Source organism: Sutterella sp., from assembly GCF_052272535.1.
Taxonomy (GTDB): Bacteria; Pseudomonadota; Gammaproteobacteria; order Burkholderiales; family Burkholderiaceae_F; genus Sutterella.
The window spans coordinates 37444-63320 of record NZ_DAVZJY010000001.1 but is presented as its reverse complement, the minus strand read 5'-3'; the positions used below and the strand labels follow the sequence as shown (position 1 = coordinate 63320).

Sequence of the window (25877 nt, the reverse complement as noted above, 5' to 3'; positions counted from 1 at the left end):
CGGCGCCGCGGTCGGGCGCGGCTTGTCCGAATGCGGATCCTCAAGGTCCGCAGGAAGAATTTTCCTCCCTGCGGCGCGCAGATAGGCGTGCGCGAGCGTGCACTCGAGCTCGCGGATGTTGCCCGGCCACGCGCGGCGCCGCAGCACGTCGAGCGCCTTCTGCGAAAGGGGCCCGACGTCGTGCCCGGCGATGTGCTTCAGAAGAATGCGCGAGAGCTCGTCGAGGTCCTCGACGCGCTCGCAGAGGGGCGGCACGTCGATGCGCGCCACCGAAAGCCGCAGCCAGAGGTCCGGGCGCAGCGCCCCCGAGCGCGCGAGCTCGTCCGGATCCGGCGCGCTCGTCGAGCAGACGATGCGCCAGTCGAGCGCGACGCTCTGCGCGCTTCCCGCCTCGCGCACGAGCCCGGACTCGAGAAGCATGAGCAGCCGCCGCTGCAGGCCGGGCGAAAGCACGGCGATCTCGTCGAAGTAGAGCGTCCCGCCCGGCTGCGTCGCCAGGCCGCCCACGCGTCCCTCATCGGGGCGGCCGATTCGGCCGATGTGCCCGAGGAGCTCCGCCTCAAACCGCTCGTCAGTGAGCGAGGCGCAGTCGAGCTTCACGAGGGCGTTGACCGCACGGCGGGAGTTTTCGTGAAGCATCCGAGCGAAGCCGGACTTGCCGCTCCCGCCCGGTCCGCAGAAGAGCACCGGCAGATCGGTGGCCGCGACGCGCCCGATCGCCTCGACCACCCGGCGCGACGCGGGGCTCTCCGCCACCACGCCTTCGCGCAGCGAGAGGCTTGCCTCGTCGTCGCGCACCCGGATGCGCTCCATGAAGTAGACGGGATTGCCGTCGGCCGCGGTCACCGGCACGGTTTCGATTTCAATGAACCGCTCGCCGCCGGGAACGAACTCGCGCTCGATCACGCGCTCGACGCGCCCGGAGCGTGCGGCGCGCTCCATCGGACAGTCCCGGTTGCAGAGCGAACAGCACTCGAAATCGTGGAATACGAGTTCGTGGCAGCGCCTGCCTTCGAATGACTCGATGCCGAAGCGGCGCCGAAACGCCTTGTTCGCGTAGGCGACCGTATAGTCCGACCGCACGAGAAGCCTCGGTTCGTTGAGCGCGTCGAGCACGCCCTGAAGTTCTGCATTGACTGCCATTGTTGTTCTGCCAATTCCTGCCACATGACGGTTTGACAGTCTGTCACCCCCTCCTTCCCGTCGTCAAGACTGCCGAATCCGCCTGCCGGAGGTGATGCGCATGAAAGGCTGAGGCTAATATGAACGCGTCGGAAATAGTCGTTTCTTCAAACACTCAAGGCAAAAAATGCAAACCGGAACCCCTGCGCGCCGCCGTCCCGGGCTTCTTGCCGAAGTCCTGCTCGTCGTCGCCGTGAAGCTCTTGCTCATCTTCTGCCTCTGGTACGCCTTCTTCAGCCCGGAACACCGCACCGAGGTGACGCCGGACAAGATGGGGGACGCCGTGTTCGGCTCCGCTGCCGCGGCTCAATCGACCGACAAGAATCCCTGACCCTTACCACCATCAAAACCACATCTGGAGTCCTCAATGATCCCCTCTGATCTTGTTGACCTGTCACGCCTGCAGTTTGCGCTGACCGCGATGTACCACTTCCTCTTCGTGCCGCTCACGCTCGGCCTCTCCTTCATGCTCGTCGTGATGGAGGTGACCTACGTGATCACCGGCAAGGAGGTGTACAAGGACATGACCCGCTTCTGGGGCAAGCTCTTCGGCATCAACTTCGCGCTCGGCGTCGCGACCGGCATCACCATGGAGTTCCAGTTCGGCACGAACTGGGCGTACTACTCGCACTACGTCGGCGACATCTTCGGCGCGCCGCTCGCGATTGAGGGCCTGATGGCCTTCTTCCTCGAGTCGACCTTCATCGGCCTCTTCTTCTTCGGCTGGAACCGCCTCTCGAAGGGCAAGCACCTGCTCGCCACGATCCTGATGGCGCTCGGCTCGAACCTCTCCGCGCTCTGGATTCTCGTCGCCAACGGCTGGATGATGTATCCGACGGGGGCGGAGTTCAACTTCGAGACGATGCGCATGGAGATGACGAACTTCTGGGCCGTCTTCACCTCCGAATGGGCGCAGGCGAAGTTCGTCCATACGATCGCCGCGGGCTACATGACCGGCTCCTTCTTCGTGATGGCGATTTCGGCCTACTACCTCCTCAAGCGCCAGGACGTGAAGTTCGCCACGTCGTCGTTCCGCCTCGCCGCCGCCTTCGGCATCGTCGCCACGGCGCTCACGCTGCACATGGGTGACGAATCGGGCTTCCTCGTGACGCGCGACCAGCCCACGAAGATCGCCGCCATGGAGGCCGTGTGGGACACCCATGAGGCTCCCGCCCCGATGACGCTCTTCGCGCTTCCGAACGACGAGGAGCAGCGAAACGCCGCGCAGATCGACATCCCCTGGGTGTTCGGCCTGATCGGCACGCGCTCCTTCTCGACCGAAATCCCGGGCATCAAGCAGCTCGAGGCGCAGGCCGAAGAGCGCATCAAGAACGGCCAGAAGGCCGTCGCGGCGCTCGAAAAGCTGCGCGCCGATCCGAAGAACGAGACGCTGCGCACCGAGTTCAAGGCGCTTGAACCCGACCTCGGCTTCGGCCTTCTCCTGAAGCGCTACGTCGCCGACGTCTCCCAGGCGACGCCCGAGATGATTAAGGCCGCCGCCCGCGACACGACGCCTCAGGTCGCCCCGATGTTCTGGAGCTTCCGCCTGATGGTCTCCTGCGGCCTCGCGCTCGGCCTCATCTTCGTGCTCGGCCTCGTCTTCGCCGTGAAGAACACGCTCGCGACGAAGCCCCTGTTCCTCAAACTCACGCTTCTCGCGCTGCCGCTGCCCTGGATCGCCTGCGAAGCGGGCTGGTTCGTCGCCGAGTACGGCCGTCAGCCCTGGACCATCTACAACATCCTGCCGACGCACCTTTCGGTCTCCTCGCTCTCCACGGGCGATCTGATCGGCTCTCTGCTCGGCTTCTTCATCCTCTACACCCTGATGCTCATCGCCGAAATGTGGCTGATGGTCCGCTTCAGCCGCAAGGGTCCGAGCACGCTCGGCACCGGCCGCTACCACTTCGAGGCGAAGTAACGAGAGGAGCTATTGAAAAATGATCGACTATGAAATCCTCAAAGCCGTCTGGTGGCTCTTCATCGGCGTGCTGCTCGTCGGCTTCGCCGTCATGGACGGCCAGGACATGGGCGTGGGCACGCTGCTGCCGTTCCTCGGCAAGGACGACGACGAACGCCGCGTGATGATCAACTCCGTCGCCCCGCACTGGGACGGCAACCAGGTCTGGTTCCTCACGGGCGGCGGCGCGATGTTCGCCGCGTGGCCGCTGTTGTACGCCGTCGCCTTCTCGGGCTTCTACTGGGCGATGCTCGTCATCCTCGCCGCCCTGATGCTGCGCCCGCTCGCGTTCGACTACCGCGGCAAGGTCGCCGCCACGCGCTGGCGCACCTCGTGGGACTGGATGCTCTTCGTCGGCTCGGTCGTCCCGCCGATCATCTGCGGCGTCGCCTTCGGCAACCTCCTGCAGGGCGTTCCCTTTGAGATCGACTCGACGATGCGCCCGACCTACACGGGGAGCTTCTTCGGCCTGCTCAATCCCTTCGGTCTGCTCTGCGGCGTGCTCTCGATCGTGATGATCGTCTTCCACGGCGCCAACTACCTGGTGCTGCGCACCGAGGGCTCCCTGCACGTCCGCGCGGTGAAGGTCTCAACTCTGGCGGGCCTCGCCACGGCGGTGCTCTTCGTGCTGGGCGGCGTCTGGACCTGGCTCGGCGTCGACGGCTACGTCGCCACCGCCGGCCTCGACCCCGCGGGCCCGGCCAATCCGCTCGCGAAGACCGTCGAGATCCAGGCGGGCGCCTGGTTCGCCAACTACACCTCCTGCCCGGTTCTCTGGCTCGTACCCGTGCTCGGCCTCGCCGGTGCCCTGGGCGGCGTCGCCATGGTCCGCGCCGGCCGCGCCTGGCCCGCGATCATCTGCTCGGCCGTGACGATCCTCGGCGTCGTGCTCACCCCGCTCGTGTCGATGTTCCCGTTCGTGCTCCCGTCCTCGACGATGCTCAACGCGAGCCTCACGATCTGGGACTGCACGAGCTCGCAGCTCACGCTCCAGATCATGCTCTTCGTCACGCTGATCTTCCTGCCGCTCGTGCTCGCCTACACGACCTGGGCGTACCGCGTGATGGGCGGCAAGCTCAACGCCGAGTACATTCAGAAGAACACGCATCATCTCTACTGACGCCTGCTCCGGGGCGCGCGAGCGCACTCCCCGGACGCGGATGAAACCTTTCGGAGTCCTTCATGAGCTACTTCTACTGGATCGCGGCCCTCGCCTTCGCCGTCCTGCTCGCCGCCGTCATCGAAACGACGGCCTCGCGCAATGACGACTGATTCGGACCGCACCGGCGCGGCGCCCCGCGCCCGCGGGAAGGCGGAGACGCTGCTGCGCGTCCTCTCGCTTCTCGCGGCGCTCGGCTGCGCCGCCCTCGTCGTTCTGTATCCGCGTGCGATCGCCCACGACGCCGCCGGCGTACCCCACGGACCTTTGGTCGGCATGCTCGCCGGCATGAGTATCCTCTGGGTCTACGGCTTCGGCTTCACGCCTTCGCACCGGATTCTGCGTTGGATCCTCTCACCCCTCGTCGGCTGGGTGTTTCTGCTCGGCTTCGGCGCGGTGGTGTTCCTGCACCATTGACCTATGTCCAGACAATCGTCCCTTTATGCCGCCATCGGCGGCGAGGAAGGCGTGGCGAAGCTGGTCGCCGCGGTCGTCCACCATCTGCGCACGGACCCCGCCGTCGCGGACCTGCGGGCGCTCTACGATGCGGAGCGTCTGCAGATGTATGAATGCCGGATGCGGGAGTTCCTTTCCGGGTGGCTCGGCGGCCCGGCGCTCTACCAGGAGCGTCACGGCATGCCGATGCTGCGCGAGTCCCACCGTCACAAGCACATCACGGTCGAACTGATGGGCGACTGGATGCGCGTCATGCGCGGCGCTCTCGAAGAGACCGTGCCCGACCCGGCGGTGCGGCTGCGCCTTGAAGGCGCCTTCGCGCGCATGGCTGAAAGCCTCGTCAACCACCCGCACTGACGCGCCCCGCCAGGCGCGCCTCCAACCGGATGCTCCGTTCCCGACGGCCTCTCAAGGTCGGGGACCGGAGCGTTTTTCTTTGCTTACGCGGCCAGCGCTCCGGAGGCGGACCTCATGGAGGCGAAAACGCATTCAAGGAAGAGAACGGAGCCTGCGGGGTGCCGACGGAACGGAGGTCCCTGGGGGTGCGGCCTCCCGGCGGGCGCCGCCGCCGCTTGGAATGAAGGCGGCTGCAGCGCCTCAGGTCCAGCGCTGCGTCTCGCGCTTGAGGGATTCGGGATTGACCTGAACGTTCTCCGTGTCGCTGCTCACCCAGAAAATGCCGTCCTGAATCGTGACGGCGAGCTTCATGTTGCGCGAGCACATGGCGGCGAGCGCCTGCGCCTCATCGTCGGGGATGAAGACCACGGAGAGCTTGTCAATGCGCGAGAGCTCCCCCTTGACGGACTCCCACCAGGGCCGGGTGCGCGCTTCGTCATAGGCGACGACGAGGACGTGCTCGCTCTTCCCGGCGGCCTTGCGCACGGTGCGCACGTCGGGAGCGCCGAGCTCGACCCATTCGATCACTGCCCCCGTGTCGTCCGTCTCCCAGAGCGCGGGCTCGCCCTCAGAGGAGAGGCCCCGGCCGAACTCAAGGTGCTCGCCCGCGCGCATGCACCAGGCGAGCAGGCGCAGCATCAGGCGCTCCTCGGTTTCCGAGGGGTGCCGCGCCAGGGTGAGCACGGGCTGCCCGTACCACCCACGGTCGAGATCCGAAATGGAAAGCTGCGCCTTGTAGACCGTTGCTCCGAGAGCCATGAAAACCTCACTCCTTCGCGCGCCGGCACGCCCGGATGAAAGGCCCGGGAGGCGGCGGGATGGGGAGTATAGCCGCTACGGCATGGGCATCGGTTCGCGCCGGACGAGCCGCTTCCAGCCGATGAGGATGCGGTAGGCGACCCAGATGCCGAGCGCGAGCAACCCCACCACGAGCGTGACGAGGCCGAAGCCGAAGGGAAGGAGCGGAACGCTGATCACGTAGACGAGAATCATCCAGAGAAGCGCGAACCAGAAGGTGCGGATCTGCCAGGAGAAGTGCGACTCGACGTAGGTGTCGCGCGCGTCCGAGCGGAAGATGTAGTTGATGATGACCGCAAGGATCGAGGGCCCCGAGAAGACGAAGGCACCGACGATCGTCAAGCCGGCCGTCAGAAGCCCGATCAGAATCGAGATCGTGTGCAGGGCGTATACGATGTGGGCGACGGTCACCGTGCCCGAAGCGGGCTCGACGTAGTCTGCGGGCCGTTCGCGGTGCTCGATCTCCACGACGTCCTCGACTTCACGGTTGAAACGACGATTCTCAGACATGCTTTCCCCTCTCAATTCCTCACGCGCAGCCGCTCCGCCGGGAGCGCGCCGCGGGAACTTCATTCTATGGTCAACGTGATCTCCGATTGGGCCCCTCTCATCGTCTTCGCCGCCGCCCTTGCGTCGCCGGGTTGGGGAGCGCTGCTTGCGGGCGGTCTCGCTTGGGCGCTTCCCGCCCCCGTCGTCCCTCTCGCGGCCGCGGCCGCGGCGGCCGGATTCCTGCGAGACGCGCTCCTTGAGGCGTGGTTCCGCCGGCGCGGCGCCGAGCCGCGGCTCCTCGACAAACCCCTGCCCGCCGTGGTTTCCCGGGCTCTGGAGCGCGCCTCTTTCGCAACGGAGGCCGGGTTACAATCGCTCAATATGTTCCGCTGGGAGCTCTCCCGGAGGGCGGCCCGTGCCCGGGCCTCCCGCACCGGCCACCTTGCGCCGCTTGCGGCCGGCTCCATGCTCTGCGCCGTCATCGGCTCCACCGCCGCCTACTTCGGCCTGGCCGCCTACTTCGGCGGCTGGGGACGCGAAGCCGCCCAGCCCATTCTTTCAGGCCTCATTCTCCTCGCGCTTCTCATCGCGGAAGGCGCGCGCATCGTGCTTGAGCGCCTGATCCACCGGTTGAGTGAATCCCATGAGAATTCTGCTCGTTGAAGACGACGACATGATCGGCGAAAGCGTCGTCGCCGGCCTTGAATGTGAAGGCCACGCGATCGACTGGGTGCGCGACGGCAATTCGGCCCTGCTCGCGCTCAATACGACGCCTTTTTCGCTCGTCATCCTCGACCTCGGCCTGCCCGGCAAGGACGGCCTTCAGGTTCTGAAAGAAATGCGCGCCAAGCGCAACCCGACTCCGGTGCTCGTTACCACCGCGCGCGACACGGTGGACGACCGCATCCTCGGCCTCGACTCGGGCGCGGACGACTACCTCGTCAAGCCCTACGACCTCGACGAGCTTTGCGCGCGCATCCGCGCGCTGCTGCGCCGCTCCGCGGGCCGCGCCGACCCGATCATCGAGCGTGGCGAGCTGCGCATTTCGCCCGCGACGCGCGAGGTGACCTACCGCGGCCAGCCCGTCATCCTCTCCTCGAAGGAGTACGCGCTCCTCGCGGCCCTCGCCGAACGCCAGGGCGTCGTCTGGAGCCGCTCGCAGCTCGAGGAGAAGCTCTACAACTGGGACAACACCGTCGGCTCCAACGCCATCGAGGTCCACATCCACCATCTGCGCAAGAAGCTTTCGGACAGCGCGATCAAGACCGTGCGCGGCGTGGGCTACCTTCTCGAGACCTGATCGGGTCCGTCAGCTCCCCACCGTCTGACGTTCCGGACCTGCGCGGGCAGGTCCGGCCTACCTGCATCCGCTCTTCGGAATCCCCTCCGCAATGACCTCCATCCGCAGGAAGCTGCTCTTCACGCTGCTCATCGCGCTCCTCGCCGCGGGCTTCACCACGGCGACGGCGACGTTCTTCTCCGCGCAGGCGGAGTTCAACGACTTCCTCGACGCGCACCTGCGCGAGACTGCGGAGTCGCTCGGCGAATCCGCGCGTAACAGCTTGCCCGCCTCCGCGCCCGAGCACCTCACGATCGTGGGCGACGCCCCGAGCTACCGCATCATCGTGCAGGTCTACGACTCGGCGAACAACAGCCTCTGGCAGCGCGAGGGCACGCCCGCGCTGCCGCTTCCCGACGGCCCGGGCTTCGGGCTCGCCAAGGTCGACGGGAAAACCTGGCGCACCTACTCCGTCGCCGCCGGCCCCCTCGTGATCACGGCAGGCCAGGACCTGGGCGTGCGCACCTCGCTCGCGGCGACGGCCGCCTTCCGCATCCTGCAGCCACTTCTGCTCCTTCTGCCCTTCATCGCCATCGCCGTCTGGATCGTCGTCGGCAGCGGCCTTGCTCCGCTCGAGAAGACCGCGCGGTCCGTCGCGCGCCGCTCGCCCACGTCGCTTGAGCCGCTCTCGATGAAGGGACTTCCCACGGAGCTTGCCGGACTCGTCAACGCCATCAACGACCTCCTGCGGCGCCTCGCCGAAAGCCTCTCGGCGCAGCAGCGCTTCGCCTCGGACGCCGCCCACGAACTGCGCACGCCCCTCACGGCCCTCAAGCTGCAGGTGCAGCTCGCGCAGCGCGCAAAGACTCCGGAAGCTCAACAGAAATGCTTCAGCCGCCTCAACGAAGGCATCAACCGCGCCACGCGGCTTGTGCAGCAGCTGCTCACGATCGCGCGCCTTGACCCCGACGCCTCCAAGAAGCCGATGACCACGATCGACCTCGCCGAGCTCGCCGTGAGCGTCCGCGAGGACATGGCGCCCATCGCGCAGCAGAAGAACATCCCAATCTCCGTCAATCCCGGGGCCGCAGTAATCGACGGCATGGAGGACGCCGTGCGGCTGATGGTGACGAACCTCACCGACAACGCCGTGCGCTACACCCCGGAGGGCGGCAGGATCGAACTCTCCACTTCGACCGAAAACGGCCTCTCCGTCATCTGCGTGAGCGACAACGGCCCGGGCATTGCGCCTGAGGAACGCCAGCGCGTCTTCGACCGCTTCTACCGTGCGCTCGGCACCAAGACTTCGGGCACGGGTCTCGGCCTCGCGATCGTCAAGCGCATCGTCGACATCCACCACGGCTCGATCACGATCGAGGACGGGCTCGACGGACGCGGAACCACCTTCCGCCTCACCTTCCCGCCCCTCGGGGCGAGCACGCCGCGCAGTCCCATGCGCATCGCCTGACGATAACGGCGTACGCGCCGCCGCTCCTGCAAGACGGGGGACGGCGCTTCCTTTCGTTTTGGGCGCCCCTCCATGCCTTCCGAATCCTCGCGGACGTGAGGCGCGTCCGGCGGCTGAAGCGTCCGCCGGCTTCAACCTTCAAACTGCGCCGTGAGTGTGCAGCGCGGGGCCTCACCCTGCCCTTGACTGCCTCCGGCACGGAAGCGGAAGGCAACGGATTGATTGTTGACGCGCAGTTGGTCCGAACACCCGTCGAGCTTCTGTTACAAATTTAACCCCAAAAAAACAGGGTTTACGGCCCTCAATCCGCCCGTGAAGCTCGGATCCGCTAGAGTTTTCCTCATTCATAAAGAATCAGGACCGGCGAGAAGCCGGCGCAGGCTTAGAGGAGCCATCTCCATGAAATCCTTCACCCAGACCACGCTTGCCGCAGCGCTTTGCGCGTCCTTCGTTCTCGCCGCGCCGTTTGCTGCGCAGCCCGCCGCAGCCGCCGAACAGGCGCCGGCCGCCCAGACTCAGGCGCAGCTGCCCGACTTCGTCAAGCTCGTCGAGGACAATGGCCCGGCCGTCGTCAACATCTCCGTCATCAAGAACGCCCGCACGGTGAACGTTCCCTTCGGCATCCCCGGCATGGATGAACGTCAGGCCGAAATATTCCGCCGCTTCGGCTTCCCGCTGCCCTTCGGCGGCCAGGAGGAGATCCCCGAGCAGCGCGGCACCGGTTCGGGCTTCATCATCTCGAACGACGGCATGATCCTCACGAACGCCCATGTGGTTGAGGGCGCCGACCGCATCGTCGTGCGCCTCACCGACAAGCGTGAGTTCCAGGGCAAGGTGCTCGGCACCGACAAGCAGACCGACATCGCCGTCGTGAAGATCGAGGCGAAGGACCTGCCCGTGCTCCGCATCGGCGATTCGAGCAAGCTCAAGGTGGGCGAATGGGTCGCGGCGATCGGCAGCCCCTTCGGTCTCGACAACACCGTGACCGCGGGCATCGTCTCCGCGCTCTCGCGCAACCTGCCGACCGACCAGTACGTGCCGTTCATCCAGACCGACGTGGCGGTCAACCCCGGCAACTCCGGCGGCCCGCTCTTCAACATGGCCGGCGAAGTCGTGGGCATCAACTCCCAGATCTTCTCCACCTCGGGCGGCTTCATGGGCCTCTCCTTCGCGATCCCGATCGACCTCGCGATGCAGATCAAGGACCAGCTCGTGAAGGATGGCCACGTGACGCGCGGCTACGTCGGCGTCTACATCCAGCAGGTGACGCAGGATCTCGCCGACAGCTTCGGCCTGAAGACGCCTGAGGGCGCCCTCGTGACGAAGATCGAGCGCGGCAGCCCGGCCGAGAAGGCGGGCCTGCAGCCCGGCGACGTCATCACCGCGCTCAACGGCCGCAAGATCACCTCCTCGGTGTCGCTGCCGATGCTGGTCTCGTCGCTGCGCCCCGGCGCCAAGGCCGATCTCACGATCATCCGCGACAAGAAGCCGCAGACCGTCTCGATCACGATCGGCACGAACCCCGACTCGGCGAAGACGGGCGGCGCGGCCGCGCAGTCCGGTCACCGCCTCGGCATCGAGGGCCGCATGCTTACGGACGCGGAGAGCCGCGAAGCCGACACGACGGGCCTGCTCGTCACGAAGGTGGGCAAGTTCGCCGCCTCCGTCGGCCTGCAGCCCGGCGACATCATCGTTTCGGCCAACGGCAAGCTCATCAAGTCCTCCGACGACCTGCAGAAGGCCTGCCGCGAGAACCAGGTGCTGCTCCTCGTGCAGCGCGACGGCGGCCGCATCTTCATCCCGGTGAAGTTTGAGGACGCCAAGGACGCGAAGAAGTAGTCCGACGGCGCACGCCCTCTGAAGTGACGAAACCCCGGCCTTCTCCGAGAGGAGGACCGGGGTTTTTCGCGTCCTTCAGGCGGGCGGCGAAGGCCGCCTCATCGACGGCCATGAAAAACCCCGGCATCCCGTGAGGGAGGTGCCGGGGCTGTTGAGTCGTCTCTTGGGGGACCTCGATGAGGACGTCACGCCCTGCCGAGCAGCATTTCGGGCGTCCTGCCGCCCGCCTTCGCCTCGTCCCAGAGCCAGAGCACGCGCAGGCGCTCGATCGTCGTGCTGCGCAGCAGCGACCGGTCCACGTCCGGGTGGAAGGTGAGCGCGCCGCGCAGACCTTCGAGGAAGGAGCGCACGATGATGATCCGGGCCTCCATCTCCTCTTCGGTCTCGTCGAGACGCCGGCAGACCGGATCGCGGCGGATCATGTTCACCACGAACTCCCGGATGCGCCGGTTGGCCGCGACGGAGGTCTCCATCACGCGCGGATTGACGAGCGCCTCGGCCGCGATGAAGACGGCGAGCCGCATGGCGTCGGGCTCCATGTAGGCGTCCACGAGGCAGGAGATCTGCCGCATCATGCGGTCTTCATCGCTCTCCCCGGGCACTACCTCGGCCGTGCGCGCGACCGTGGCGATGAAGCGGTTCGTCTGGCGCTCGACGAGCGCCTCGACGATCGCCTCCTTGCTCGGGAAGTAGTTGTAGATGCTCCCGAGACTCTTGCCGCACTCATGGGCGATGTCCCTCAGCTTGAGCTGATGCAGGCCGCGGGCGAAGACGCAGCGCTCGGCCGCGTCGACGATCTCCTCGCGGCGCTGCTGGAAGGACGGCTCATCCATGCTCTTGAACATGCGCCGGCCTCTCCCTTCAGGGCTTCGCGGCGAGCTCGGTGCCGCCGCCGAGGACCTTGTAGAGGGTCACGAGGCTCGAGGCGCGCGAGAGCTGCGCGGTGATGAGCGCCTGGTCGGCGGCGACCTTGGCGCGCTGCTGCTGCAGCACGTCGGAGTAGGACGCCGCGCCGTGCTTGTAGCGCGAGTTGGAGAGCTCGTAGGCGCGGTCCGCGGCCTCGGCGTATTCACGACGGGCGTTGAGCTCACGCTCCACGGTGCCCTCGGTCGCCAGGGCGTCGGCGACCTCCTTGAAGGCCGACTGGATCGACTTCTCATAGGTCGCCGCGGCGATCTTCTGCGAAGCCTCGGCCGCGCGCAGGTTCGCCATGTTCGCGCCGCCCGTGAAGATCGGAATCGACACGCTCGGCGTGAAGCGCCAGAAGTCCGTGCCCGACGTGAAGAGGTCGGAGAGGTGCATACCGCTCGTGCCGACGCTGCCCGTAAGCGAGACGCTCGGGAAGAAGGCCGCGCGGGCCGCGCCGATGTTGGCGTTCGCGGAGATCATGCCGCGCTCGGCCGACATGATGTCGGGACGGTTGAGGAGCACTTCGCTCGGGACGCCGTCGGGGAGCGCCGCGGGAAGCGTCGCATTGAGCGCGAGCGCGTCGGGCAGGAGTTTCTCATCGAGCTCGGCGCCCACGAGGAGCGCGAGCGCGTTGCGGTCCTGCGCGACGGCGCGGATGTAGGAGGCGATCGCGGCGCGGGCGGCCGCGACGGTCGTGCGCGCCTGCTCGAAGTCGAGCTGGCTCGCCGCACCGTACTTGTAGCTCTCCTCAACGAGGCGGAAGGACTCCTCCTGGCTCTTGAGCGTCTCCTGTTGGAGCTTGAGCTGCATCTGATCGGCGCCGAGCTGCAGCCAGCCGATCGTCACCTGGGCGATGAGGGCGCCCTGCGCGGTGCGCTGCGCGTCCTCGCTCTGCAGGTAGCTCTGCAGCGCCTGTTCGGTGAGGTTGCGCACGCGCCCGAAGAAGTCGAGCTCATAGCTCGCCATCGCGAGGTTGGCGGTGTAGGCGTGGGTGGTGGCGTAGACGTGGGTGGTGGTGCTCACCTGATGCGAAACGGCGTTCTCCGCCGCCGCGGCGACGGTCGGGAAGAGGTCGGCGCGCTGCACGCCGTACATCGCGCGCGCCTTCTCGACGTTGAGCGCGCTCACGCGCAGGTCGCGGTTGTTCTCGAGCGCGAGCGTGATCACCTGCTTCAGGCGGTCGTCGCGGATGAAGTCCTGCCAGGCGGGCAGCGCCTCGCGCTTGAGTTCGCTCTGCTTGTAGGCCTCGCCCTGCGGCCAGGTCTGAGCGACGGGCGCGACCGGACGCTCGTAGTCCGGCGCGAGATTCACGCAGCCCGTAAGCGCAAGGGCCGCCGCAAGGGGCAGGATCTGCAGAATTTTCGTCATGTTGTCATCCCGTCCTTCCGGGGACGGGTTCCTTTGGATCAGTGATTCGGAGGCTTCGGCTCAGGTCGCCGCGGATGCCTTTATTTTGATCCGCGGCGACAGAGCTCAGCCCGAGCGTCAGTGCGCTTCGGCGGTGGCAGCGGGCGCAGGGTTCTTCGGCTTCGGACCGCCCGAGATGCGGTGCGAGATCTTCGTGATGAAGACGAAGAAGGCCGGAACGAACGCGACGCAGAGCACCGTGCCGGTGATCATGCCGCCGAGGACGCCCACGCCGATGGCGTTCTGCGCACCCGAGCCGGCGCCGTGGGCCACCGTGAGGGGCAGCACGCCGAGGCCGAAGGCGAGCGAGGTCATCAGAATCGGACGCAGACGCAGCTCGACGGCATGAAGCGCGGCGCGCACGACGTCCTCACCCTGCTCGTAGAGGTCCTTGGCGAACTCGACGATCAGAATCGCGTTCTTCGACACGAGGCCCATCGTCGTGAGCATGCCGACCTTGAAGTACACGTCGTTGCTCATGTTGAGCAGCCACGTGAGGCCGAGGGCGCCCACGATGCCGCAGGGAATGACGAGCAGCACCGCGATCGGCACGGACCACGACTCATAGAGGGCCGCAAGGCAGAGGAAGACCACGAGGAGCGAAATCGCATAAAGCGCCGCCTCCTGCTGGCCGGCCTGACGCTCCTGATAGGAGATGCCGTTCCAGGAGATGCTGTAGCCCTCCGGGAAGACCTGGCGCGCGATCTCCTCGACGGCCTTCATTGCGTCGCCCGAAGAGACGCCCTTGGCGGGGCTGCCCTGGATGTTGACCGAGGCGAGGCCGTTGAAGCGCTCGAGGTTCGGGCTGCCGTAGTTCCAGCTCATCGTCGTGAAGGCCGAGAGCGGCACCATTTCACCCTTGCTGTTGCGCACCTGCCAACGCATCAGGTCTTCGGGCTGCATGCGCGAAGGCTGCGCGCCCTGAACCCAGACCTCCTTGATTCGGCCGCGGTCGAGGAAGTCGTTGACGTACGACCCGGCGAAGGCGGTCGAGATGGTGGAGTTCACGGTGGCGATGTTGAGGTTGAGCGCGGAGAGCTTCTCATAGTCGAGGTTGAGCTTCATCTGCGCGGTGTCGTCCATGCCGTTGTGGCGGACCATGGTGAGGCGCGGATCCTTGTTGGCGGCCGCGAGGAACGCGTTGCGCACCTCCATGAGCTTCTGGTGGCCCTGACCCTTCTGGTCCTGGATGAAGAAGTCGAAGCCGTCGGCGACGCCGAGTTCGGGGACCGCGGGAAGCGGGAAGACGAACGAACTCGCGTTCTTGAAGTCCGGAGCCATCATGAAGGCGCCCATGGCGCGGCGCTGCAGCGCCTCGACGCTCTGGTCGGCGTTGGAACGCTCGGACCAGTCGCGCAGCTTCAGGAAGCCGAGGGCCATGTTCTGGCCCGAGCCGGCGAAGGAGAAGCCGCGCACGGCGAAGAAGCTGTCGAGCGTCGCCTGTTCGGTCTTCTCGAGGAAGCCCTGAACGCGGCTCACTTCTCGATCGGTGCGCTCCATCGTCGCGCCCTGCGGCAGCTGCATCGTGAGAAGCGCCACGCCCTGGTCCTCGGCCGGCATGAAGCCCGTCGGGAGCTTGACGAAACCGATCACCATGGCGGCGACCACGACGCCGTAGGAGACGATGAGCAGCAGCGGATGATGCACGAAGTTGGCGACGAAGTCGCGCACGGCGATCGTGAGCGTCTCGAAGCCGCGGTTGAACCAACCGAAGAAGCCACCCTTGCCCATGTGGTGCTCATGCGAAACGGGCTTGAGGATCTTCGCGCAGAGCGCCGGAGTGAGCGTGATCGCGATGACGACCGAGAGGGCCATCGCCGAAACGATCGTGATCGAGAACTGACGGTAGATCACGCCCGTGGAGCCGCCGAAGAAGGCCATCGGCACGAACACGGCCGACAGCACGAGCGCAATGCCCACGAGGGCGCCGGTGATCTGGCCCATCGACTTCACTGTCGCGTCGTGCGGGTTCGAGCCGTCCTCGCGCATCACGCGCTCGACGTTCTCGACCACCACGATCGCGTCGTCCACGAGCAGGCCGATCGCGAGCACCATGGCGAACATGGTGAGCATGTTGATCGAGAAGCCCGTGATGGCGAGCATGCCGAAGGTGCCGAGCAGCACCACCGGGACCGCAATCGTCGGAATGATCGTTGCGCGCCAGTTCTGCAGGAAGAGGAACATCACGAAGACCACCAGGATGATGGCTTCGACGAGGGTCTTGATCACCTCATGGAGCGCCGCGCGCACGAAGGGCGTAGTGTCGAACGGAATCACGGCTTCGACGCCCTGCGGCAGGAGGTTCTTGAGCTCCTCAACGCGCTCCATCACGGCCGCCTGGGTTGCCAGAGCGTTCGAGCCGGAGGCGAGCTTCACGGCGATGCCGGCGGACGGATAGCCGTTGTACGTGCCGAAGGCCGTGTAGCTCTGCTGGCCGAGCTCGACATCGGCGACGTCGCGCAGATAGACGTTCGCGCCTTCCTCAGTCACCTTGAGGAGGATGTTGCGGAACTCCTCAGGCGTCTGCAGCAGGCTCGAGGAGGAGATGGTCGCCGTGTATTCCTGACGGCCGTCCGTGGGCTGGCCCGCAAGACTGCCCGTGGAGACCTGGGCGTTCTGCGCCGTGATGGCGGCGGTGACGTCCGAGGGGTTCAGATGGTACTTGACGAGCTTGTCCGGGTCGAGCCAGACGCGCATAGCGTACGAGGCGCCGAAGACCTGCACCTCGCCCACGCCGGAGACGCGCGAAAGCGGCTCCTTGATCGAGGAGACGAGGAAGTCGCCGAGGTCGCCCGAGGTGAGCGTACCGCTCTTCGAGATGAAGCCCACCACCATCAGGAAGTTGGCCGACGTCTTCTGAATCGTCACGCCGAGCTGCTGGACCACCTGCGGCAGGGAGGTGAGCGCGGTCTGAATCTTGTTCTGGACCTGCACCTGCGCCATGTCGGGGTTGGTGCCCGCCTCGAAGGTCACCGTGATGCTCACGCGGCCCGCCGAGTCGGAGGTGGAGTTCATGTAGAGGTAGCCGTCGAGACCCGTGAGGTTCTGTTCGATCACCTGCGTGACGGTGTTCTCAATCGTCGCGGCCGAAGCGCCCGGATACTGGGCGGTGATCGACACCTGCGGCGGCGCGATCTGCGGGTACTGGCTCACCGGCAGCGTCTCGATGGAGAGCAAGCCCGCGAGCATGATCACGATCGCAATCACCCAGGAGAAGACCGGGCGATCAATAAAGAAGCGCGAAAACATGAAGTGCGTCTCCGATCTTTAGAACAGCGGCTTGCCCTGAGGAACCGTCTTCGGATCAAGCTCCTTGGGGGCGACGACCGCACCGGGGGCCGTGCGCTGGAAGCCTTCGTAGATCACGCGGTCGCCCGCCTTGAGGCCGGACTTGACGAGCCAGTAGGTGCCCATCGTCTGTTCGACCACGATTTCCCGCTGCTCGACCTTGTTGTCGGCGCCCACGACGTAGACGTAGGGATTGCCGCGCAGGTCGCGCATGACGGACTGCATGTGGATCTTGATGCCGTCGGGACGGACGCCTTCGGTGAGGTTGGCGCGCACGAACATGCCCGGCAGCAGCTGACGGTCCGGGTTCGGGAAGACGGCGCGCAGGCGCACCGTACCGGTCGTCTGGTCAACGATGGCGTCGGTGAAGGTGAGCTTGCCGGTCTGCCCATAGGTGGTGCCGTCCGAGAGGACGAGCGACACGGGAGCGGCGCCCTGAGCGTCGGTCTTGAGCTCGCCCGAGGCGACCTCGCGCTGGATGCGCAACAGGTCGTCGGCCGTCTGCGTCACGTCCACGTAGATCGGGTCGAGCTGCTGCACGGTCGTGAGGGCCTGAGTCTGATAAGCGGAGAGGAGCGCGCCTTCGGTGAATTCCGAGCGCGAAACACGTCCGGAAATGGGCGAGCGGACCTGCGTGTAGTCGAGGTTGATCTTCGCCGTGAGCACGGCCGCCTCGCCCGCCTGAACGGCGGCGAGGGCACTCTTGAGCTGAGCCTGCGCGGCGTCGTCGGACTGCTTGGAGACGGCGTTGATCTTCACGAGTTCGCTCGAGCGCTTGGCGTCCGCACGGGCCTGCACGAGCGCGGCGCGCGCCTGCGCAAGCGTCGCCTCGGCGGTCTTGAGCTGCGCGTCGTAGACGGCCGGATCAATCTGATAGAGCTGATCGCCAGCCTTCACTTCCTCGCCTTCCTTGAAGAGGCGCTTCTGCAGAATACCGTTCACCTGGGGACGCACCTCAGAGACGTTGTAGGCGCTCGTGCGGCCCGTAAGCAGCGTTTCGATGCGTACGTCCTGGGGCTTGACGGTGACGACGACCACCTCGACGGGGGGCCGCTGCTGACCCTGCGCCGCTTCGGCCGCCTCGGCCGCACCGATCACGGCCTGCGGATTGAAGCCGGTGAAGAGCACCGCCGCGCCGAGCGCGAGACCCACGGCGGCATGAAGAGATTTCTGAGCAAACAGCATTCTCAGTCCAACCTGATTGAATTCGATACGAGAAGGGAGGTGTTGGGGTACGAGCCGCGGAAGAATCGTTTTGAACAATTGTTCACGGCTGAACAAGGGTTCATCTTATAGCACAAGAATGAAGGAAACCCCGTGTTCAAATTCTGTCTTTCCGCAATCTGTATGAAACCGCCGCAGGTAGAATTGCCTAGGTTGCAAGCTCTATTTACACTTTTTCGCCCACCTGAACACAGAGCGCCGGACGGTCCCGCCCTCCGGTCAGGGGCCGCACCTTCCGGACGATTCCCGGGATCATGCTCGAAGCCATCCACTTCCAATACTTCCTCGGCGGTCTGATCTCCCTCATCACGATCACCAATCCGCCCTCCAAGATTCCGCTCTTCATCAGCCTCACGCAGGGCATGAGCGAGGAGCGGCGGCGTCAGCAGGCCAAGTGGGCCTGGATCTACGCCGCAGCGATCATGCTCGTATCGCTTGCGGGCGGCAACGTCCTCCTCGCCTTCTTCGGCATCTCCTACGGCGCGATGCGAATCGCAGGCGGCCTCGTCGTGGCCGCGATCGGCTACCAGATGCTCTTCGGCGGCAACTCGCCCAACAAGGCGCCGATCGTGCGCCGCGACCGCGACGACTACGCCTTCTTCCCCATCGCCATGCCCGGCATCGCCGGCCCCGGCACCATCGCCGTCGTGATCGGCTTCTCCACCGAGATCGCGGAACTCACCGACTACATCGACATGGCGATCGCCTTCGCCTGGACGGTGCTCGCCATCCTCGCCGCGAGCGGCGCCTCCTGGTTCGTCATGCGCTACTCCGACGTGATCTCCAGCCGCCTCGGCCCGTCGGGCACGCTCGTGCTCGGCAAGCTCATGGGCTTCCTGCTCATCTGCATCGGCGTGCAGTTCGTCGGTTCGGGCATCCGCACCTTCATGTCGGGCAGCTGATCGAACGCCTCCTTCCTTAACGGCACTCATCTAGGGCGTGCCGAAGTGTTTTCTTCGAAAGGAAGAGTCCGGAACGGGGCCATCAAAAAAAGAAGGCCGCTTGGCGCGGCCCTCTGCTTCGGTTTCCGGGATGCCCTTGCGGGACTTACTCCACCGTAACGCTCTTGGCGAGGTTGCGCGGCTTGTCCACGTCCGTGCCGCGCACGAGCGCAGCGTGGTACGCAAGAAGCTGCAGCGGCACGACGTGCAGGATGGGCGAGAGGGCGCCGTAGTTCTCCGGCAGGCGGATCACGTGCGTGCGCTCGTCGGGCGTGATGTTGGAGTCGCCGTCGGCGAAGACGTAGAGCTCGCCGCCGCGGGCGCGCACTTCGGCCATGTTCGACTTGAGCTTCTCAAGGAGCCGGTCGTTGGGCGCGACCGTCACGACGGGCATGGCGTCGTCCACGAGCGCGAGCGGCCCGTGCTTGAGTTCGCCGGCCGGATAGGCTTCGGCGTGGATGTAGCTGATCTCCTTCAACTTGAGGGCGCCCTCAAGCGCGATCGGATAGTGCACGCCGCGCCCGAGGAAGAGCGCATGCTGTTTCTGCGCGAAACGCTCGGCCCAGTCGATCACCTGCGGCTCCAGGGCGAGCACCGACGAGAGCGCCGCAGGAATGTGGCGCAGCGCTTTGAGCTCCTCGGCCTCGCGCTCGGGCGTGAGGCGCCCATTGAGCTTCGCAAGGGCAAGCGCGAGCAGATAGATCGCGGCGAGCTGCGTGGTGAAGGCCTTCGTCGAGGCGACGCCCACTTCGACGCCGGCGCGCGTGATGTAGGCGAGGCGGCTCTCGCGCACCATCGCCGACGTGGACACGTTGCAGATCGTGAGCGTGCGGCCCATGCCGAGGTCGTCGCGCGCGTGGCGCAGCGCAGCGAGCGTGTCGGCGGTTTCGCCCGACTGGGAGATCGTCACGACGAGCGTATTCGGATCGGGCACGGAGACGCGGTAGCGGTACTCGCTCGCGATCTCCACGTCGCAGTGGATGCCCGCGATCGCCTCGATCCAGTACTTGGCGGTGAGCGCGGCGTAGTACGAGGTGCCGCAGGCGAGGAAGAGGAGGTGGGTGACGCCCGAAAAGACCTCTTCGGCGTCCGCGCCGAAGAGCTTCGGCGTGATGCCGACGACGCCCTCGAGCGTGTCGCCGATCGCGCGCGGCTGCTCGAAGATCTCCTTCTGCATGTAGTGGCGGTAGGGACCGAGGTCCACGGCGCCCGAATAGGCGTGCACCACGCGCACTTCGCGCGTGACGGGCGCGAACTCCGTCCCGCGGCGTTCGTAGACGTCCGCACGGTCGGGTGTGATCTCGCAGACGTCGCCCTCGGCGACGTACATGATGCGGTCGGTGACGCCGGCGACGGCCATGGCGTCCGAGGCGGCGAACATTTCGCCGTCGCCCACGCCGACCACGAGGGGCGAGCCCTGTCGGGCGAGCACGATCGTGTGCGGCTCGTCGCGGCAGACGACCGCGATGGCGTAGCTGCCGCGCACTTCAAGGACGGACGCCTTGACGGCCTCGAGGAGGCTGCCGTGGTAATTGGAGTGGATGAGGTGCGCGAGCACCTCCGTGTCGGTCTGACTCGTGAATTCGTAGCCGAGCGTCTTCAGACGCTCGCGGATCGGCTCGTAGTTCTCGATGATGCCGTTGTGGACGATGCCGATCATGCCGCGCGAGAAGTGCGGATGCGCATTGCACACCTCGGGCTGGCCGTGGGTCGCCCAACGCGTGTGGGCGATGCCCGTGACACCTTCGAGGCCGGCCTTCTCCACTTCGGCCGAGAGCTGCGCGACGCGCGCAGTGGAGCGGGCGCGGTGCAGACCCTCGGCATCGACCGTGGCGATGCCGCAGGAGTCGTACCCGCGGTATTCGAGGCGCCGCAGACCCTCGAGAAGAAGCGGCACAACGTTGCGGCGGCTCGCCGCCGCGACTATTCCACACATTTCAGTTCGTCTCCTCGTGCGCTCAGCGCTTCTTCACCGGCCGCTGCCAGCCTTCGACCGTGACCTGACGGGTGCGGCTCAGCGTGAGCTTCCCGTCGGGCGCCGCGCGGGTGATGGTCGAACCCGCGCCGATCGTGGCGCCCGCGCCCACCGTGACGGGCGCAACGAGCTCGGTGCCCGAGCCGATGAAGGCGTCGTCGCCGATCACGGTGCGGAACTTGTTCACGCCGTCGTAGTTGCAGGTGATGGTGCCCGCGCCGATGTTGACGCGCGCGCCGACGTCGGCGTCGCCGATGTAGGTGAGATGGTTGATCTTGGTCCCGAGCCCGACGTTGGACTTCTTCACCTCGACGAAGTTGCCGATGTGGTTGCCGCCCATGAGCTCGGCGCCGGGACGCAGGCGCGAATAGGGGCCGACGCGGCCGCCGGCGCCCACGTGCGCGCCGTCGATGTGGCAGAAGGGCAGGATCTCGACGCCCTCGTCGACCACGCAGTTGCGCAGCACGCAGTTCGCGCCCACGCGCACGCCGTCGGCGAGCTTCACTTCGCCCTCGAAGACGCAGTTGACGTCGATCTCGACGTCGCGGCCGCATTCAAGCCGGCCGCGCACGTCGATGCGAGCCGGGTCGAGCAACGTCACGCCCGCGTCGAGGAGCGCACTGGCCTGGGCGCGCTGCCAGACGCGCTCGAGCTCGGCGAGCTGCGCCTTGGAGTTGACGCCCTCGACCTCCCAGACGTGCTGCGGATGCACGGCCGAGATGCGCACGCCCTCGCGCGCGGCAAGGTCAATCACGTCCGTGAGGTAGTACTCGCCCTGAGCGTTCGCGGGCGAGAGCGCGGCGAGCCATTGGGCGAGCCGCGCCGTCGGCAGGCACATGATGCCGGTGTTCACCTCGCGCACGCGCTTTTCTTCAGGCGTCGCGTCCTTCTCCTCTACGATCGAGCGCACGCGCCCTTCGGCGTCGCGCAGGATGCGGCCGTACCCGGTCGGATCGTCGAGCTCCACCGTGAGGAGCACGAGGCCGCCTTCGGCGGCTTCGTCCGCCACCCGCCCGAGCGTCGCGCGGCTAAGGAGCGGAACGTCGCCGAGGCAGACGAGCGTCTGCGGGGCGGCGGGATCAATCTGAGGAAGCGCGGCGCGCAGCGCGTGCCCGGTGCCGAGCTGCTCGGCCTGAAGCGCAAAGGCGACGTCGGTGCGGCCTTCGCAATGCGCCATGACGGTCTCGGCGCCGTGTCCCACGACGACGACTCTGGGGGATTGGGAGAGCCCTTCGGTTGCGTCGAGCACGTGGTCGAGCATCGGACGCCCGGCCAGGGGCTGAAGAACCTTCGGGAGGCGGGAGCGCATGCGCTTGCCCATGCCGGCGGCGAGAATGACTACGTTCATCTTCTGCTTTATGTTCAAGTCGCCGTCGCAATGGCGGCGGAAGATGCCTGAAATTCTAAAAGAAGAGGCCCTGCAGAGCAGGGCCTCTTTCATTTCGTTGCCGTTCAGGCGCCGGCGCCGGAGTCGTCGCCGGGATCCCTTCAGGCTGTGGCGCTCACCGGCGTGACGGCGGGCAGACGACCGTCGCCCACCTCGGCGTCGACCGGGCGCTTCATCGTGCTGCGGCTGTGCTCTTCAAGAAAGCGGTGGTTGTCGGCGGTCGGCAGGAGGGAGCCCGCCACCATGCCGAAGCCCGCGGCGATGAAACCGCCCAGGACGTTCGGGAAGACTTCGCCGAGCGAGGTCCAGGTGAGGAGCACCCAGACGGCCGAACCCAAGAAGATCGACAGGTAGCAGCCCTGACGGGTGGCGTTCTTCCAGTAGAGCCCGCAGACGAGCGGCCAGAAGGCGCCGACGACCGGGAACTGGTAGGCCATCGCGACCATGTCGTAGATCGGAGCGCCCTCAAGCGCGATCGAGTACATGAGGACGAGCAGGGCGAAGCCCGCGACCGTGAGGCGCATCGCGAGGAGCATGTTGCGGTCGTCCACCTTGGTGAAGTGGCGCAGCACGTTCTCGACGAAGATCGTCGAGGGCGCGAGCATCGTCGCCGAAGCGGTCGACATCACGGCCGAGAGCACGGCGCCGAAGAAGAGCACGCGCAGCCACATCGGCATGTAGTCGCGCACGAGCGTCGGCAGGAGCTGCTGCGGATCTTCGGCGAGCATCTTCTGCGCGGCCTCGGGCATGACGAGCACGGCGGCGACGACGATGAACATCGGCACGAAGGCGAAGAGGATGTAGAACGACCCGCCGATGATCGGACCGGCGACGGCGGTCTGGACGTTCTTCGCGGACATCACGCGTTGGAAGACGTCCTGCTGCGGGATCGAGCCGATCATCATCGTCATGGCCGCGGAGATCCAGAAAAGCCAGCCCGACGGAGTCGGTTCGGGCAGCGCATGGAAGAGGTCCTTGCCGCGCGCATACTCGATCACGTTGCCGAAGCCGCCGGCGAGGTCGGAGGCGAACCAGAGGATCGCCACGAGGCCGAGCACGATGATGATCATCTGCACGAAGTCGGTCATCGCGACGGACCACATGCCGCCCACCATCGTGTAGGCGAGCACGACGCACGCACCGATCACCATGCCGGTCGTCATCGACACGGCGCCTTCGGTGATGAGGTTGATCACGAGGCCGAGCGCGGTCACCTGAGCGCCCACCCAGCCGAGGTAGGAGATCACGATCGCAACGGAGCAGAGCAGCTCGACGCTGCGGCCGTAGCGGTCGCGGTAGTAGTCGCCGAGCGTGAGGATCTTCTGCTTGTAGAGCCTCTGCGCGAAGAAGGTGCCCACGAGAATGAGCGCCATGCCCGAGCCGAAGGGCTCTTCGATGACGCCGGCAATGCCGCTTTCAATGAATCGGCCGGGAAGGCCGAGGATCGTTTCGGAGCCGAACCAGGTCGCGAAGGTCGCGGTGATGACCATCGGCAGCGGGAGGCTGCGGCCGGCAAGCGCAAAGTCGCTCGTGCTCTTCACACGCGTGGCCGCCCAGACGCCGATGGCGACCGTAGCGGCGAGGTAGAGCAGAACAAAACCAGTCAGCGTCATCTCTTTTGTCCTTATCTGTGAACGACGTTGAACGGAAAACCCCTAGGGGCGTTTATTTGCGCGCATTTTAGGAATCCATCACCCCCCTGCGACCCCTGTGGGCAAAAAAAAGCCCCCTCAGGGGGGCCAATCGGGCAATGTTTCATCGAGATCAAAAAAAATACGCCGCGCCTTCTCGAAAACGCAGCGTATTCAACGAGTTGTGATGCCCGATTCAGGGCGCCGAACCTCAGGCGGCGGGACCGTTCTGACGGATGCCGCAGAGCAGCCAACCGGCGTCGCCCTCGACGGGCTTGCGCAGGATCCAGGTCTCGTCCAGGTCCTCCGCCTCGCCGTTGATCACGAGGCGGCCTGTGAAGCGCACGCTTGCGAAGTAGTCGCCTCCGTCGCGGGCGATGCCGAGGAGCTCGTCGTCGAGCTTCTCAACCTCGGTGTGGTAGACCTCGCCCTTGCGCTCGCGGAGCTGATGCGTCACGGCCGTGAAGAGGTCGTTGTCGGTGAAGTCGGAGATCTCGATCACGTTACCCGTGTCCCAGGCTTTCTGCAGCTTGATGTAGTTCTCGCGGGCGGCCTTGAGAAAGCCCGCGCGGTCAAAGTCGGCGGGCGTCACGTCCACGGGCTCGGCGCCGGAGGCGTTCGCGGCGGCGGGCTGCGGCACGGCGCCGCCCATGAGCTGATCCATCAGGCTGCCGGCGCGCACGCTCTGCTGCGGGGCCTGCTGCCAGGCGGGCGTAGAGGGTTCGGCGGACTGGTTCGCCATCGGCTGCTGCGGCTCGGGGGCGCGCTGTTGATAGGCGTCGGCGGTAGGACCGCCCGCGGCAGAGGCCGTCTGCGGACGGCGGCGCGCGAAGATCATGCGGACCACGAAGAAGACGACCACGGCGAGCAGAAGCCCGGTGATGAGGCTCGTCAGGCCGGCGCCGCCGAGACCGAGCATCGAGAGCAGGGCCGTGATGCCGAGCGCCGCGGCGATGCCGCCGAGGATGCTGCGCATCATCGAGGGCTTCTGCACGGGAGGCGTGGCGGCGTTGGGCCGCGCGGCGGGCTGCTGCGCACCTGTCTGCGGATGCTGTTGGGCGGCCGGAGCAGCGGCCGGAGCGGCCGGAGCCTTCTGCGAGAAGGTCGGCGCCGGGCGGCCGAGGTTCATGCCGGAGCCGAAGCGCTTGGCGGCATCGGCGTCGAAGCTCGCGGTGGCGAGTGCGGCACAGACGACAAGGGCGGCGATGAAATTCTTCATGTGGGGGAAATTCCTTTTGTGGTCGATCTCGGAGCATCGGAACGAAGGCGTTCGTCCTCCTGCATGCGCGCCGTCAGGGGCGAACCGGCGCAGGTCCTTCAGGCGGCCTTGGCGCCGATGTGCAGCGCGCACACTCCGAATGTCAGATTGTGCCATTTAACGTCGGAGAATCCGGCGTCCGTCATGAGTTTTGCAAAGGCGGGCTGATCCGGATGCATGCGGATCGACTCGGCGAGATACCTGTAGGAGTCGGCGTCCGCGGCGATCTTGCCGCCGAGCCAGGGCATGAAGGTGAAGGAGTAAAAATCGTAAAAAGGCTTTAGAAGCGGCGTGCAGCGGCTGAATTCGAGCACGAGGAGTCGTCCACCCGGCCGCAGCACGCGCAGCATCTCGCGCAGCGCCCGGTCCTTGTGGGTCATGTTGCGGATGCCGAAGGAGACGGTCACGACGTCGAAGCTTCCGTCCTTGAAGGGGAGCTTCTCGGCGTCGGCCTGCACGACGCTGCAGTCGAGCCCGGCCGCCTCGATGCGGCGGCGGCCGAAGGACAGCATCTCGTGGTTGATGTCGGTCGCCGTCACGCAGCCCGGACCGGCGAGCTTCGCGAAGGCGATGGCGAGATCGCACGTGCCGCTCGCGATGTCGAGCACCTTCGTGCCGGGGCGCACCTGTGCCTCGGCGATGCAGCGGCGCTTCCAAAGGCGGTGCATGCCGAAGGAGAGCAGGTCGTTCATCAGGTCGTACTTGGGCGCGACGCTGTCGAAGACCTCACGGACCTTCTCCTCCTTCTCGTTCTCGCGCACGGTGCTGTAGCCGAAGTCGATCTGACCTTCCGGCAGGCGCTTGTCTTCTTTCTTCTGCATGAGCTCTCTCGTT

The 25877-nt window shown here is 66.2% G+C and carries 22 protein-coding genes; 10 read left to right on the top strand and 12 right to left on the bottom strand.

Annotated elements, in window-relative coordinates:
• Window positions 1–1143 (bottom strand): sigma 54-interacting transcriptional regulator (locus ACT6Y9_RS00310; protein WP_443743104.1); only part of this gene is annotated, 1143 nt, incomplete at its 3' end.
• A 166-nt stretch (window positions 1144–1309) separates the two neighbouring features.
• Here ACT6Y9_RS00310 and cydP point away from each other — a divergent pair.
• The 5 genes from cydP (at window position 1310) to ACT6Y9_RS00285 (ending at window position 5111) form a co-directional block, all read left to right on the top strand.
• On the top strand, window positions 1310–1513 hold the full coding sequence (cydP, locus tag ACT6Y9_RS00305) for a cytochrome oxidase putative small subunit CydP (RefSeq protein WP_295477222.1): 204 nt from the start codon (window positions 1310–1312) through the stop codon (window positions 1511–1513).
• Between the two features lie 36 nt (window positions 1514–1549).
• On the top strand, window positions 1550–3100 hold the full coding sequence (locus ACT6Y9_RS00300; RefSeq protein ID WP_443743103.1) for a cytochrome ubiquinol oxidase subunit I: 1551 nt from the start codon (window positions 1550–1552) through the stop codon (window positions 3098–3100).
• Window positions 3101–3119: 19 nt separating this feature from the next.
• Window positions 3120–4259 carry a cytochrome d ubiquinol oxidase subunit II gene (gene cydB / locus ACT6Y9_RS00295; protein WP_443743102.1) on the top strand — a complete coding sequence of 380 codons (1140 nt, stop codon included), beginning with the start codon at window positions 3120–3122 and terminating at the stop codon, window positions 4257–4259.
• A gap of 141 nt (window positions 4260–4400) precedes the next feature.
• Window positions 4401–4715 (top strand): cyd operon YbgE family protein, encoded by a 315-nt coding sequence (locus ACT6Y9_RS00290; RefSeq protein WP_443743101.1) that lies wholly within the window; start codon window positions 4401–4403, stop codon window positions 4713–4715.
• A gap of 3 nt (window positions 4716–4718) precedes the next feature.
• Entirely contained in the window at window positions 4719–5111 is a 393-nt protein-coding gene (locus tag ACT6Y9_RS00285; RefSeq protein WP_295477228.1) for a globin domain-containing protein, read from the top strand.
• A gap of 240 nt (window positions 5112–5351) precedes the next feature.
• Here ACT6Y9_RS00285 and ACT6Y9_RS00280 read toward each other — a convergent pair whose 3' ends face one another.
• Both ACT6Y9_RS00280 and ACT6Y9_RS00275 read right to left on the bottom strand, forming a co-directional pair.
• A complete protein-coding gene (locus ACT6Y9_RS00280; RefSeq protein ID WP_443743100.1) occupies window positions 5352–5909 on the bottom strand; it encodes a YaeQ family protein in 558 nt (185 codons plus the stop codon).
• Window positions 5910–5984: 75 nt separating this feature from the next.
• On the bottom strand, window positions 5985–6458 hold the full coding sequence (locus tag ACT6Y9_RS00275; protein WP_295477232.1) for a DUF4870 family protein: 474 nt from the start codon (window positions 6456–6458) through the stop codon (window positions 5985–5987).
• Between the two features lie 66 nt (window positions 6459–6524).
• Between ACT6Y9_RS00275 and ACT6Y9_RS00270 the strand changes: the two genes are divergently transcribed.
• From ACT6Y9_RS00270 to ACT6Y9_RS00255, 4 genes are all read left to right on the top strand, one after another.
• Window positions 6525–7100 (top strand): hypothetical protein, encoded by a 576-nt coding sequence (locus ACT6Y9_RS00270; protein ID WP_443743099.1) that lies wholly within the window; start codon window positions 6525–6527, stop codon window positions 7098–7100.
• Window positions 7081–7737 carry a response regulator gene (locus tag ACT6Y9_RS00265; RefSeq protein WP_295477236.1) on the top strand — a complete coding sequence of 219 codons (657 nt, stop codon included), beginning with the start codon at window positions 7081–7083 and terminating at the stop codon, window positions 7735–7737. Before ACT6Y9_RS00270 ends, ACT6Y9_RS00265 begins: the two co-directional genes overlap by 20 nt.
• Before the next feature lie 91 nt (window positions 7738–7828).
• The gene (locus ACT6Y9_RS00260) at window positions 7829–9184 is read left to right on the top strand and encodes a sensor histidine kinase (protein WP_443743098.1); all 1356 of its coding nucleotides are present in this window, start codon (window positions 7829–7831) and stop codon (window positions 9182–9184) included.
• A 399-nt stretch (window positions 9185–9583) separates the two neighbouring features.
• Window positions 9584–11023 carry a DegQ family serine endoprotease gene (locus tag ACT6Y9_RS00255; RefSeq protein ID WP_295477240.1) on the top strand — a complete coding sequence of 480 codons (1440 nt, stop codon included), beginning with the start codon at window positions 9584–9586 and terminating at the stop codon, window positions 11021–11023.
• Window positions 11024–11208: 185 nt separating this feature from the next.
• Here ACT6Y9_RS00255 and ACT6Y9_RS00250 read toward each other — a convergent pair whose 3' ends face one another.
• The 4 genes from ACT6Y9_RS00250 to ACT6Y9_RS00235 form a co-directional block, all read right to left on the bottom strand.
• On the bottom strand, window positions 11209–11868 hold the full coding sequence (locus ACT6Y9_RS00250; RefSeq protein ID WP_295477242.1) for a TetR/AcrR family transcriptional regulator: 660 nt from the start codon (window positions 11866–11868) through the stop codon (window positions 11209–11211).
• A gap of 16 nt (window positions 11869–11884) precedes the next feature.
• Window positions 11885–13300, bottom strand: a complete 1416-nt coding sequence (locus ACT6Y9_RS00245; protein WP_443743097.1) for an efflux transporter outer membrane subunit — start codon at window positions 13298–13300, stop codon at window positions 11885–11887.
• Window positions 13301–13417: 117 nt separating this feature from the next.
• Complete coding sequence (locus ACT6Y9_RS00240; RefSeq protein WP_443743096.1) at window positions 13418–16588, bottom strand: efflux RND transporter permease subunit; 3171 nt, start codon at window positions 16586–16588, stop codon at window positions 13418–13420.
• An 18-nt stretch (window positions 16589–16606) separates the two neighbouring features.
• Window positions 16607–17812 carry an efflux RND transporter periplasmic adaptor subunit gene (locus tag ACT6Y9_RS00235; RefSeq protein WP_443743095.1) on the bottom strand — a complete coding sequence of 402 codons (1206 nt, stop codon included), beginning with the start codon at window positions 17810–17812 and terminating at the stop codon, window positions 16607–16609.
• A gap of 293 nt (window positions 17813–18105) precedes the next feature.
• Here ACT6Y9_RS00235 and ACT6Y9_RS00230 point away from each other — a divergent pair, with 293 nt between their 5' ends.
• A complete protein-coding gene (locus tag ACT6Y9_RS00230; RefSeq protein WP_295477250.1) occupies window positions 18106–18753 on the top strand; it encodes a MarC family NAAT transporter in 648 nt (215 codons plus the stop codon).
• Between the two features lie 145 nt (window positions 18754–18898).
• On the opposite strand, the gene glmS is transcribed toward ACT6Y9_RS00230, so the two are convergent.
• The 5 genes from glmS to ubiE form a co-directional block, all read right to left on the bottom strand.
• On the bottom strand, window positions 18899–20728 hold the full coding sequence (glmS, locus tag ACT6Y9_RS00225; RefSeq protein ID WP_295477252.1) for a glutamine--fructose-6-phosphate transaminase (isomerizing): 1830 nt from the start codon (window positions 20726–20728) through the stop codon (window positions 18899–18901).
• A gap of 22 nt (window positions 20729–20750) precedes the next feature.
• Window positions 20751–22115 carry a bifunctional UDP-N-acetylglucosamine diphosphorylase/glucosamine-1-phosphate N-acetyltransferase GlmU gene (gene glmU, locus ACT6Y9_RS00220; RefSeq protein WP_443743094.1) on the bottom strand — a complete coding sequence of 455 codons (1365 nt, stop codon included), beginning with the start codon at window positions 22113–22115 and terminating at the stop codon, window positions 20751–20753.
• A 140-nt stretch (window positions 22116–22255) separates the two neighbouring features.
• On the bottom strand, window positions 22256–23767 hold the full coding sequence (locus ACT6Y9_RS00215) for a sodium:solute symporter family protein (protein WP_295477256.1): 1512 nt from the start codon (window positions 23765–23767) through the stop codon (window positions 22256–22258).
• Between the two features lie 229 nt (window positions 23768–23996).
• Window positions 23997–25004 (bottom strand): Tim44 domain-containing protein, encoded by a 1008-nt coding sequence (locus ACT6Y9_RS00210; RefSeq protein ID WP_295477259.1) that lies wholly within the window; start codon window positions 25002–25004, stop codon window positions 23997–23999.
• Window positions 25005–25102: 98 nt separating this feature from the next.
• Window positions 25103–25864 (bottom strand): bifunctional demethylmenaquinone methyltransferase/2-methoxy-6-polyprenyl-1,4-benzoquinol methylase UbiE, encoded by a 762-nt coding sequence (ubiE, locus tag ACT6Y9_RS00205; RefSeq protein WP_295477261.1) that lies wholly within the window; start codon window positions 25862–25864, stop codon window positions 25103–25105.
• Between the last annotated feature and the right edge of the window lie 13 nt (window positions 25865–25877).